The sequence below is a fragment of the Candidatus Komeilibacteria bacterium CG_4_10_14_0_2_um_filter_37_10 genome (assembly GCA_002793075.1).
Taxonomy (GTDB): Bacteria; Patescibacteriota; Patescibacteriia; order UBA1558; family UBA1558; genus UM-FILTER-37-10.
Genome location: PFPO01000084.1, coordinates 1 through 12527, shown reverse-complemented (window position 1 = coordinate 12527; position 12527 = coordinate 1). Strand labels below are relative to the sequence as shown.

General features: G+C 37.5%; 10 protein-coding genes. 6 read left to right on the top strand and 4 right to left on the bottom strand.

Annotated features, from left to right (window positions below):
* Positions 1 to 231: 231 nt before the first annotated feature.
* Both COX77_04300 and COX77_04295 read right to left on the bottom strand, forming a co-directional pair.
* Positions 232 to 1839, bottom strand: coding sequence for a hypothetical protein (locus tag COX77_04300; GenBank protein PIZ98513.1), 1608 nt, complete (start codon positions 1837 to 1839; stop codon positions 232 to 234).
* Between the two features lie 137 nt (positions 1840 to 1976).
* Positions 1977 to 2990: a hypothetical protein gene (locus tag COX77_04295; protein ID PIZ98512.1), complete on the bottom strand. Its 1014-nt coding sequence runs from the start codon at positions 2988 to 2990 to the stop codon at positions 1977 to 1979.
* Between the two features lie 132 nt (positions 2991 to 3122).
* Here COX77_04295 and COX77_04290 point away from each other — a divergent pair, with 132 nt between their 5' ends.
* Genes COX77_04290 through COX77_04270 form a run of 5 tightly spaced genes read left to right on the top strand, consistent with a single transcriptional unit; the run spans position 3123 to position 7894 of the window.
* Positions 3123 to 3830, top strand: coding sequence for a YebC/PmpR family DNA-binding transcriptional regulator (locus tag COX77_04290; GenBank protein ID PIZ98511.1), 708 nt, complete (start codon positions 3123 to 3125; stop codon positions 3828 to 3830).
* Between the two features lie 25 nt (positions 3831 to 3855).
* Positions 3856 to 4365: a crossover junction endodeoxyribonuclease RuvC gene (locus tag COX77_04285; protein PIZ98510.1), complete on the top strand. Its 510-nt coding sequence runs from the start codon at positions 3856 to 3858 to the stop codon at positions 4363 to 4365.
* On the top strand, positions 4362 to 5834 hold the full coding sequence (locus COX77_04280; GenBank protein PIZ98509.1) for a hypothetical protein: 1473 nt from the start codon (positions 4362 to 4364) through the stop codon (positions 5832 to 5834). The genes COX77_04285 and COX77_04280 overlap by 4 nt, the downstream gene beginning before the upstream one ends.
* Positions 5821 to 6963 carry a hypothetical protein gene (locus COX77_04275; protein PIZ98508.1) on the top strand — a complete coding sequence of 381 codons (1143 nt, stop codon included), beginning with the start codon at positions 5821 to 5823 and terminating at the stop codon, positions 6961 to 6963. Before COX77_04280 ends, COX77_04275 begins: the two co-directional genes overlap by 14 nt.
* A gap of 4 nt (positions 6964 to 6967) precedes the next feature.
* On the top strand, positions 6968 to 7894 hold the full coding sequence (locus COX77_04270) for a hypothetical protein (protein PIZ98507.1): 927 nt from the start codon (positions 6968 to 6970) through the stop codon (positions 7892 to 7894).
* 57 nt (positions 7895 to 7951) lie between these two features.
* Here COX77_04270 and COX77_04265 read toward each other — a convergent pair whose 3' ends face one another.
* Both COX77_04265 and COX77_04260 read right to left on the bottom strand, forming a co-directional pair.
* Positions 7952 to 8263 carry a hypothetical protein gene (locus tag COX77_04265; protein ID PIZ98506.1) on the bottom strand — a complete coding sequence of 104 codons (312 nt, stop codon included), beginning with the start codon at positions 8261 to 8263 and terminating at the stop codon, positions 7952 to 7954.
* 11 nt (positions 8264 to 8274) lie between these two features.
* On the bottom strand, positions 8275 to 9465 hold the full coding sequence (locus COX77_04260; protein PIZ98505.1) for a tyrosine--tRNA ligase: 1191 nt from the start codon (positions 9463 to 9465) through the stop codon (positions 8275 to 8277).
* A 327-nt stretch (positions 9466 to 9792) separates the two neighbouring features.
* Here COX77_04260 and COX77_04255 point away from each other — a divergent pair.
* Positions 9793 to 12527, top strand: a 2735-nt coding sequence (locus COX77_04255; GenBank protein ID PIZ98504.1) for a hypothetical protein, incomplete at its 3' end; no start/stop codon positions are given.

The following is a 12527-nucleotide window of genomic DNA, read 5'->3' as shown; positions in this document are numbered from 1 at the left end:
AATCGGTGGTTTTATGTGGATGACTGCTGGCGGTAACGAAGACAAAGTAACTAAAGGCCGTAAGTATATCATCAATGGTGTTATTGGCCTCGTGATCGTACTTGGCGCTTTCTCCATTGCCACTTTCGTTATCAGTCAAATCAACGGTTCTATTCGTTAAGACTTTAGATTCTTTTAGAGAATAAATAAACCCTGTACCATACGGTACAGGGTTTATGATTGGTATTAAACTTATTGTATTTGATAAACTGTCGCCTCTTGATCTTGATAAACTTTACGTAAATAGATATTGTCGTCAATGACCGATTGAAACTTTTCGCTTTTGCTATTAACCAACAAATAATCACCGCGCAGCTGGTCTTTGATAATATTTTTAACATCTGAATTTTCACCGGCAACTAATCGCGTGTATTTAAGGGCAAGGCTAGGATACTTAGCTTGCATAAATCGTGGATCTAAACCAAATAGATAGTTGTTGTTAGTATTATGATAAAAAAGCATTGGCCAATCACTCCACCGGTCGTTAATAATTAAAGATTTGTCCGGCGTGTGTAGTGCTAGCCAGGTACTGACATTTTGTAATTCATTAAATTTAATACCGGCAATGGCCGCTTTTCTGATTTGCCAGACATTATTTCCAAAAACAAAGAGTAATAATACCAGCAAAGCGATAAAAATATTTTCGTACAGATATTTTTTGTTTAGCCATTTCTTTAGTTGCGGCCAATTAATATATTCTTTCTGGTCACGCCAAAGCAAAGCGACAAAAAGTGCCGTAAATGGTACGAAATATTCAACGTGCCGACGGGAAAATAAAGTCATAATGAAGAAAAGAAGAGCTAAACCGCCCATTTGTTTGCATAGTAGACTGGCCTTTATTTTTGGCAAAATCAAAATTAAAATACTCAGAGCTAAAATAACAAAAATTGGGCCTGCATCACTAAGTAGATTAAGAATATTATACGGATACCACTCGGCACCGACGTTCATTTTTTGATAATTTACATTTTTCAGAGCAATGTTAAATATTTGTTCGTAGTAGAAGTGTAAATTTTTTGGCCAATAAGGATGAGTAATAAAACCAACGATAATACCACCACAACTACTTAGTAATAGCAGCCAGCGTCTGCCGTGCAATCCGCCTTGGAATCCTAATTTGTTTTGTAACCAGTTTTTTGCATTTTGCCAGGATGTGTGCAAATTATTTTTTTGATATTTAGTATTGAAAAAATCAATCAATATATAGAGAGCAATAATGGCCGGTAGTAATAAAAAACCGCTATAAAGCCAAACATAGATAGCGCTTAAGACGAAGAGCCAGAGGTATTTATATTTTTGCGCTAGATCAAGGCCAATCAGTAAGGCCATAATAGATAGCGCTGGTACTTTGACCAAACTAAGACGATGAATAAAAGGCAAGCAAGAAAGCATGATTAGGATAAAGAAAAATGGCCAAGTAACATCATTCTTTTTTAACCAAAAGTATAGATAGAGTATTAAAATTGTAACAATAATGACTTGAAAAACTTTAAGGCCAATCAATGGCGGTAAGAAAGTAACGAAGGGTATTAATAAGAGATGGTAGAGCCAATGATGGTCAGTATAGTATTGATCAAGGTTGGTGCCCTGCAGCCAGTCAAATTTTTCAATCACTAAGTTTTCTTTCATCATCATGGCGACTTTGGCGTGGTAAAAAGAATCAGGATCTAAAAAAGTTGGCGACATTTGTATCCAGGTAAATAGCATGATAACCAGTAGCGCTAGTAGCAGATAATCAAGGCGGTAATCAATTAACCAGTAATAACAACCTTTTATTTTTTTGAGGAAATTCATAATCATATTATAACATTTTATTTAGATAATAAAAAAATCCTCGTCAAACATGGAAACGAGGATTTCACTGGAAAGCTTCAAGAAGCTGATCCAGGCATGGGGTATATATAAAAGAGGATTGCTCCTCCCTCATACTCAAATTTTTAATGATGGGATAGGCGTTGCTTGAAGTAATCTACTTGCGGAATTTTCATCGGGTCAACATTGTTCCATCTAGCCATATCATAGCACAAAATAGCACCTAAATGCAATGTGGATAAACTGTCTAACCAGATGTTTTTTGCCAGCGTCTGCAATGAAATTACCTTAGCCCCATTTTTATGAAATATTTGCTTGGTTAGCAGCAGGCGTTTTTTTATCGCTGGAGAATAAAGGCTACTTTCCAGAAAAATCACAGCTAGTTTTTCCTTAACAAGACCCCGGGGCTTAACTAATCCCTCAAGAAAGTGATGATTTAATTCGGGCAAGGTTAGCCAATAACTGATATTTTTAGCAGTTTCATTAATTTGGTTATTGAGAATATGAGCATTGCCAATAAGGTGTTCGCCGGCAATGATTAATAGTTGTCGGTGAACAAGATTTTGTTTATTTTTTGGATCACTAATTACTGATTCATTAATAAAATCAGTTGTGATTTTGTTAGTCGGCCACAAACTCCATTCCAAGTCAGTTAATAATTGGATGAAAAAACCAATAAAATATCCGATACCCCAGCGTGGTTGCTGCGAGGGGTTATATTGTCCAGTAAATAACAAAAGTTGCGTTGTTGGTATTTTAGCCAAAGCACTTTTAGCCTGACCACAAACTGTAATAGTGTTAAATTTCTTTTTATTAGCTTCCCGAGCACAATTAATAGTTTCTGCTGTGGAGCCAGAATAGCTAGCCAAAATAATTAAACTCCGCTGATTGGCAAAGGCTGGTAAGTGATAATGAGAATTAATAATGACGGGCTTCTTTAGGTAGCTGCCCAGGGCATGTCGCACCAGATCAAACCCCAAAGCACTACCACCCATACCACAGACAATCACATTATCCGCTGTCTTAATTTTAGCAATCAAAGACGTTTTAATTTTTAGCTGACGTCCGGCAATAATTTGTTGTGGCAAAAGCTCAATGGATTTTAATAATAGTTGATACTGTTTTTGTAGGGTAATCATAATAGTATTGTAGTTTATTTTGTCTTTTTCGTCGAGAGTAAAAGTTCGTTTAGGTCCTTGATTTTTCGTTTATTTTTTGTTATTATTCATTTGTTTAGTAGATAAAAGAAGTAATTAATCAACAATTTTTTTATGTCCGGTCATTCTAAATGGGCAACAACCAAAAGAGCAAAAGAAGCCAAAGACGTTAAGCGCAGTGGCGCGTTTACTAAGCTAGCCAAAGCGATTTCTATTGCTGCGAGAGACGGCGCTGATCCTAACGCTAATTTTAAATTAAGAATGGCGATTGATCGAGCTCGTAAGTATAGTCTTCCTAAAGACAACATTGATCGTGCTATTAAAACTGGCAGCGGCGGAGATGGTAGTACTATTATGGAAGAGTTGGTCTATGAGGCTTATGGACCAGCGGGCAGCGCTTTGATTATTGAAATTATTACTGATAATAAAAATCGTACTGCCGGTGACGTCCGGCATCTGATCGCAAAAATGGGTGGTAATCTAGCTACTAGCGGAGCAGTGATGTGGATGTTTTTACGACGGGGAGTTATTTACTTAGCCAACGTCAGTATCAGCGATGATCAAGAGCTACAATTGATTGATGCTGGTGCCGTAGATATTAGCCAAGAGAGCGACGGCGTGGTTATTTATACAGAGATTGTTGATTTGAATAAAGTTCGCGAAACAGCAGAACAGCTAGGTTTAACAGTTAATGATAGTGGTTTGGAGTATATTGCCAAGGATAAAGTCAAAATAGCGGAACCAGAAAAAATCATGAACTTAATGGAAGCGCTGGATGATTTGGATGATGTTCAAGAAGTCTATACTAATATTGAATTGTAATTATTTAAATATTATTTAAAACCCAATGGTCTGGGAGCGACCAAAAAAACTTGTTGTCTTAGGAATCGATCCCGGCTTTGCTGATACTGGTTTCGGTGTTGTTAGTAGCAGCGATAATAAAATGAAAGCCATGGCCTTTGGTTCTCTTAAGACCAAAGTTAATCTTGATTTTGGTCAAAGATTACTTATTATTGAAACTGGCATCAATAAATTAATTCAGCAGTATCAACCCGATTGTTTGGTAGTAGAACAACTGTTTTTTTGTAAAAATGTGACCACGGCGTTAAAGGTGGGACAAGCAAGGGGAGTGGTTTTATTAGCGGCAGCCAGAATGAATTTACCAGTGATGGAGTTTACCCCCCTGCAAGTTAAACAAGGCTTGACCGGCTATGGAGCTGCTAGCAAAAACCAGGTTGGTCAAATGGTTAAATTATTATTAGCTTTGGATAAAGTACCACAACCCGATGACGCCGCCGATGCTTTAGCTATGGCTATTTGCGGTATTCATAGTTATAAATTAAAGAAAATTAGATGAAAAAAATTAACGTTGTTCATATTGCTGCGGAAGTGGCACCGTATTCGCAAACTGGCGGTTTGGGTGTTGTTACTCGTTCATTGTCCAAGGCTATTCACCGTTTGAAGCAGCACGTCACAGTGATCACCCCATTGTATGAAAAGATCATTGATCGTAAAAAGTATAAGATTAAAATTTTCCAGCGTAATGTCGCGGTTAAAACCGGTGAAAATAAAGAGGTATTGGTGGATTTTTATCGTGGTTACCTACGCGAGGGTTTACCGATTTATTTTATTGGTCAAGCTAAGTATTTTGGTCGCTGGCCCAAGATTTATGGTACCAGTAACGATAATGCGCGATATTATTTATTTTCTTTAGCCGCTATTGAATTACTAAAAATTTTAAATCAGCACTTCGATGTAATTCATTGTCATGATTGGCATACGGGATTGATACCGGAACTGATAAAAAAAAGAAACAAAGATAAGACATTAAATAAAGCGGCAACACTTTATACTATTCATAATTTAATGTATCAAATGAATGGTGCGTGGTGGAATGTACCAAAAGAAAAAAGAGACAGCGGTACAACAACCCTACCAGATTTGGATAGTGAAGAGGTGCAATATTTAAATTTTGCTAAGCGAGCGATTATTAATGCTGATTTGATTAATGCTGTTTCGGAAAACTATGCCCAAGAAATTATGACCAAACAGTATGGTGAAGACCTGCATTTATTGTTAAAAAATAGACAAGATCGGTTGTTTGGTGTTATTAATGGTATTGATTATGATGATTATAATCCAGCGAAGGATAAAAACATCAAGCAAAAATATAACGTTCTGACTATTGAGCAAAAACGCAAAAACAAAGATTGGTTACAGAAGCACTGTGGTTTTACTAACGATCCGCGACAACCGTTAATTGCCATGGTAGCGCGTATTGTGGAACAAAAAGGTTTTGATTTAGTGCAAAAAAGCATTGATGCTATTTTGGCGCAAGGAGTGCAAATGGCGCTGCTAGGAGATGGTGAAAAAAACTTGATAACTGAGTTTAAGAAAATTGAAAAAAGAAACCCCAAACAGTTTTCTGTTAAATCATATAACGCTCATAAAAAACACGAAACTAGATACTATGCTGGCGCTGATATGATTTTATTACCTTCACGCCTTGAACCGTGTGGTATCAATCAGCTAATCTCTTTGCGTTATGGTTGTGTGCCAATTGTGCGTAAGATCGGCGGTTTAGCGGAGACGGTAGATAATTATGATCCAGAAAAAAAGACAGGCAACGGTTTTGTCTTTGATCATTACCACAGTCCTGATATGCTAGTGGCTATTACGCGGGCGGTGGAAAATTTTAGGTATCCCAAGTCGTGGCGACGGCTAATGATCAGTGGTATGAAAATATCTAATTCCTGGAAAATTCCAGCGAGTAAATACATTTTACTTTATCAGAAGGCCATAAAAGAAAAAAATGAAAAAATTTGATTGGGCTTATTATTTATATTTAGTAACCGGGCTTTTGGGTGGTCGTTTTTGGTGGTTGAAAAAAAAGGTACATATCGCCAGTAGCGAGCAGCGGCAGGAAACCAGTAAAATATTTGACCAACAGTTTGCTTGGGATTATTGGCAAAAGAATTTAGCAAAAGTACCAGCGGCAACACGTTTAGTAAAAATAGAACAAAAGATTTTTAAGAAGAAAATTGGTCATTTTAATATCTCCGGAGTTATTCGTTATCGTCTCTACTTTATTAATCGAGATGGTCAGGAAGAAAATTGCGACTACTTTTTTTCGGCTAGTACGGATAATAATCGATATCAGTCATATTTACTAATGAAACACTTAGCCCGAGCTAATTTTGGTAGCAAAATAGTGGTGGTGGCCACCGCCGTTGATTATCTGAAAACCCAGCAGTGTTTGATTTATCGGGGTGTGCCTGGTGAGACAATGCATGAACTATTATTAAGTGACGCAGCTAATAAAACCGCTCTGATTAAATTAGCAGCGCAATGGTTAAAATATTGGCATCAATTAAGTAGTGCTGATTACCAAGACATTGATTTAGCTAATGGTTATTTATACTTATCATCGCCGCAAGCTAGTCGTTCGTGTTATTTATTAGCTGAGACCTTTCCTCGTTGGGGTAAAATTGCCAAAGAATTAATAACGCGACAAGTTTATTATGAAAAAAAATTCTGGCCCAGAAAAAAATCAATAGTCCATGGTGATTATCAGTTAGAAAATTTAATAATCAACTCGGATCGAAATAGCGCTGGTATGGTTGATCTTACTGATGTGGTTATCGGTAATCCCTATCGCGATTTAGGAACATTTATTCAGCAACTAGGATTCATGTTACGCCTCTACCATCCCAAGCAGCAAATATATAACTGGAAAAGAATTTTTTTAGAAGAATATTTTGGTTGTCCTTATGAGCAGATTAAGATAACGGATTTTCAGCAGATTAATTTATATCAATCATGGACTGCTTGGCGAAGCGCGCTCTATATTTTTTTGATGAAGGGAGCTAAGAGTCTAGTAGTAGAACTATTAAAAGATTCACAAAAATATTTACAGTTAGTTGAACAAAATAAAAAAACTGTTAACATCAAATAGTATTATGCTAAAATCAGAAATTAGGAAAGATTATATTTTAAATCGTTACGTGATTATTACGCCCAGCCGGGTAAATCGACCGCGAGATGTCCGTGCGGAAAATCAAAGTAAGAGAATTAGTAGTTGCGTTTTTTGTCCTAGCAATATTGTTACAGCGGAAGTAACAGATTATTTATTAGGGGCAGTAAAAAAGCAATGGTCTTGCTGGTCGGTTATCAATAAATATCCTGCGGTTAGTACAAACAATAAATCCGCCTATGGTTACCAAGAAGTAATCGTGGAAACGCCTCAGCATGGGATAGATTTGGGCGAGTTATCAGAACAGCAAATGAGAAATGTTTTAACTTTATATCAAAAGCGGACTAAGCAAGTCAGTAAAATTAAAAAAATCGATTATATTTTAATATTCAAAAATTCCGGTGGGAAAGCTGGCGCCTCTCTAATGCACGCTCATTCACAGCTATTGGCCATGGAGCTATTACCACCAGATGTGGCGGAAGAGCTTTATTTAGCCGACAAAGCCTCGCGTTTATGCGGACGTAGCATTTATCGCAAGATTATTGATGATGAACTTAAGCAAGGAGCCAGGATTATCTATCAGGACGACCAAGTTGTAGCTTTTGCTCCTTATGCTTCACAGTTTCATTATGAAGCTTGGATTTTTACTCGCCGGCAAGTAGATAACATTATGGAGATTAATAGTCAGGAAATGGACAGTATGGTTTACTGTTTACATTTAATTCTTAGCAAATTACACAGTTTGAATTTGAATTATAACTTCTTTTTTCATCAAGTAATATCCAACCAAAAGCAACATTTTTATATTAAAATTCAACCCCGCGACTCTATTTGGGCTGGCGTCGAGCTCGGGTCTGGTTTAGTAATAAATTCTGTCGCACCAGAGCAAGCTGCTGAATTTTATCGTAGTTAGATAGCAAATAATTGGTTAGTCAAAATAAAATCCAGCTTTTGATTTTGATCAGCTGGATTAATTTTTGTTAATAGGTAACAGCAGACAATGATTGTCGATGGGACGCAGTTGCGGACTGGTTATGTTTTGGTTGCAGTGAGTTATAGTATAGAGCGCTTGTTCATGATCGTTATCGGCTAAATGGTAGGCGTAGTCGTGGAGAAAACACATTGTGCGGATAACTTCTATGGCCAGTTGTGGATCCTGGATTTGATTGACTGTCATAATAAGATCAAATTCCTCACCGGTCATAAGAAAACGTTTTTTCTTTTTTTGATAAATAATATACTTAACTCGTGGAAAGAACTGGATGAGTGCCGGAGCTATCAATTTTTTTCCTCTTATTTTAATTGAACAAATTTACGTTTACCAACCTGTATAATATCTTTACTTTGCGGTCGATAATCACGCCAGCTAGTAACAAGCACATCATTTATGTGAACAGCTTTTTGCTCGATCATTCTTTGGGCTTCACTTTTAGATGAAGTCAGTTCAGCGCCAACCATAATATCTAGCAAAGATTGATTAATTTGAAAATTCGCCATTGGTATATTGGTTGGTTTACCTTTATCTTTAAATATTTTCGTGAATTCCGCCTCCGCTTTATCTGCTGCTTTGTTGCCATGATAAATACTCACAATTTCGTGAGCTAGTTGTGCTTTAAGATTTCGCGGATTAACATTATTTTTTAGCATTTGTTCTATCTCTGCTAGTTCGTTATTGCTAATTCTGGTACATAACTCAAAATACATATAAATAAGTTGATCGGGGATGGACATTGTTTTGCCGTACTGTTCTTGCGGTGAATCAGTGATACCAATATAGTTACCGAGCGATTGGCTCATTTTTTGTTTGCCATCGGTGCCAATTAAAAGAGGAACCATGATTAAATCCTGCGGCGTTTGTTTGGCTTGTTCTTGTAGGGGCCTTGCTTGTAATTCATTAAATTTCTGATCTAAACCAATAACGGTGAGGTCAGATTTTAGCATCACCGAATCATAACCCTGCAACATCGGATATACTGGCTCGTGAAAAAATATTTCCCTTTCCTCCTGTATTCTTTTTTGAAACATATCGCGTTCTAGCATGCGAGCAACAGTGAACTTGGACATTAGTCGCAATAAATCTTCAGCGGAAAAACGGTCATACCATTCACTGTTATATCTGATTTCCACCTGGTCAATGTCTAGAATTTTACTTAGTTGTTTAATATAGTTTTTAGCCATAGCCATCACGTCTTCTTTTCGGCGTAGATCGCGAGCCTTACCTTTGTCGGTGGGATCGCCAAAGCGACCAGTAAAAGAGCCAATCAAGAAGATAATTTGATGACCCATTTTTTGTAATTGTCTTAGCTTTTCATAGACAACAGCATAACCCAAATGTAAATCTTTGGAAGTTGGATCAATACCGTGTTTAATTCTTAGTTTTTGTCCGGAAAGTAGTTTTTTTCTTAAATCCTTCTCCACTACTACTTCGGCTACACCACGACTCAAAACAGCGGCCACAGCCTTTTTATCATTATTTACTTTCATAGTTGATAGTAGTTATTAATTACTAACATATTATATAAAATATATAAGATTTAGTCATTTTTTTATAACCCCAGGGGTCAATTTTTTTTCATTATAACTGGCTAATATTAGTTACGAAAAATGGTTTTTTTATGCAAACCCCAGGGGTCGGTGCTATTTTAATGACAAAATAGGGAAAAAATGTTAAAATAAAAATAATAAATATTTATGAGTATTCCTTCTTTTCATTCACCGCGCATCTGGAAAAACGGTAGAGGCAAACTAAAAAGGCGAGTTATAAAAAGCTCCGCTCCTTTGTTTAAGGCGTCACGTCCCAAAACATATAGGGTGCAAGTTAATAGTTATCGCAAAAGAGTTTCCCAAAGGTTATGGCAACTATTATGGAGTAAAGTATTTTGGAAAAGAGTATTATTAGTCGGCGTGGTTGTGGTATTATTTTCTTCAATTTTAGTAGTATATTATTCCAAGGATTTACCAAGTCCGAATAAAATAATCGATCGTTCGGTAGCACAAAGTACGAAAATATACGATCGAACAGGCGAAAAATTACTGTATGAAGTTTCTGGTCAACAGAAAAGAACCTTGATTGAACTTCAGGACATACCACAAGAGGCTATTTGGGCAACTATTTCCGTAGAGGATAAGAAATTTTATCAGCACGGCGGCATCTCTCTCCGCGGTACCATACGTTCAATTTTAGTAGATATTTTTACTGGTAGTAAAGCACAGGGTGGTTCAACCTTAACGCAGCAATTTGTGAAGAATGCTATTTTGACCAATGAAAAAAAGATATCACGGAAAATCAAGGAGTGGGTGCTGGCTTACCGTATGGAGCAAAAATTTAGCAAGGATGAGATATTAAAGATGTATTTTAACGAAATACCGTACGGCTCCAATGCTTATGGTATTGAAGCGGCAGCTAACTATTATTTTGGTAAATCAGCTAAGGATTTGGTGTTGGCTGAATCAGCTATCTTGGCTGCTTTAACCCAAGCACCATCTTATTATTCACCATATGGTTCGCATAAGGATGCTTTAATCGATAGGCAACATTTTATTTTAGATCAAATGGTTTCGGAGAAGTATATTAATCAGGAGCAAGCAGAACAAGCAAAAAAAGTTGAATTACAATTTGCTAATAGACTAACCAATATTACCGCTCCGCATTTTGTTATGATGGTTAAGGATTATTTAGCCAGTAAATATGGTGATCAGATGGTAGAGCAGGGTGGTTTAAAAGTAATCACTACCCTTGATGCAGATGCGCAAAAAATGGCCGAAGAGGCCATAACGGCTCAGGCGGAAAAGAATGAAAAGAATTTTCAAGCTACCAATGCCGCACTAGTGGCACTGGATGTAAATACTGGTCAAGTTATTGCTTTGGTTGGTTCCCGTGATTATTTTAATGATGATATTGCCGGTCAGGTAAATGTCGCCATCCAACCACGACAGCCCGGTAGCTCATTTAAACCAATTGTGTATTTGACTGGCTTTACTCGTGGTTTTACGCCAGACTCAATTCTCTTTGATTTGAATACTGTTTTTAAAGCCAATCCCAAAGATTATGCGCCAAAGAACTATGATTTGAAAGAGCATGGCCCAGTTAGCATTAGACAAGCTTTAGCTGGATCGTTAAATATACCAGCTGTGAAGATGCTGTATTTAGCGGGCGTGGCTAATGTTTTAGATCTAGCTGATAAATTCGGCTATACCACATTGGGCGAACGATCACGTTTTGGTTTGTCGTTAGTACTTGGTGGCGGGGAAGTTAAATTGATTGAGCATGTTAATGCTTACGCCACACTAGCGCGCGAAGGGATTAAAAAAGATTATAGTTTTATTTTGGCGGTGACGGATGCCACTGGTAAACAATTAGAAAAACTAGAAGAAGATAATGGTGGGCGGATTGCTGAAGTAGAACCAGTAAGAATGTTGGCAGATATCATGCAAGACAATAGTGCCCGAGCGTATATTTTTGGTGAGAATAATTATCTGACCCTGCCTAATAGACCAGTCGCTGCTAAGACTGGCACGACCAATGATTACCACGATGCTTGGACGATTGGGTTTACGCCTTATCAAGTGGCTGCTGGAGTTTGGGTGGGTAATAGCGATAATGCCACAATGAAGAGAGGCGCTGACGGTAGTGTGATAGCAGCACCTATTTGGCAAGCTTTTATGAAAAATTATTTAGCCAGCAAGGAGGTAACGTCTTTTACCAAACCAACCTATACAAATTCTAACAAGGCGATGATTGGTGGCTTTATCGAAGGCGGAGCTAAAGTTAAGATTGATAAATTTACAGGCAAATTAGCAACAGAAAATACCCCCCCAGACGCTATTGAAGAGCGTACATATAAACAAGTACATAATATTTTACATTTTGTAGATAAGAGTGATCCTCTTGGGCCAGAACCAACAGATCCGCAAAGCGATCCGCAGTATAGTGGTTGGGAGGAACCAGTGCGTAAATGGGCGCAGGAGCATAACGTGATTAATGAACTACCACCCAGCGAGTTTGATAATCTGCATCGAGCAGAAGATCGGCCATCAGTTTCCATTTTATCGCCATCAGATGGTCAGGAAATAATAGCTAACCAGTTTACTGTCAACGTAACCGCTGAGGCGCAGCGAGGTATTAAAAATATTAAGTTATTTCTAAACGCTCAAGAGGTTGGTGAGTTGAGTAGTCAGCCCTACGGTTTGAATATTAATTTGCCATATTCCATAGGTAATGGCAGCTATCAATTAATAGCCAAAGCCTATGACGATTTATTGAACGTTGGTCAATCGACTATCACTGTTAGTATTAATCGTGAAGAGTACATTAAGGCCACTTGGATCAGTCCCTCAGCAGGCACAACATTATCTGGTTCAGAGTTTCCCTATACCTTGCAAATGGGGGTGGACAATCCAGCGTTGTTGGATCAAGTCGATTTTTATTATCGAGAACAGAGTAGTGGGCAGACTCATTGGATTAATTTTACCAAGCAAGTTAGCAATACATTGGTCAGTGTAGTTTGGTCAGAAAAGCCCAATAAGGGAATCTATAAAGTCTATCC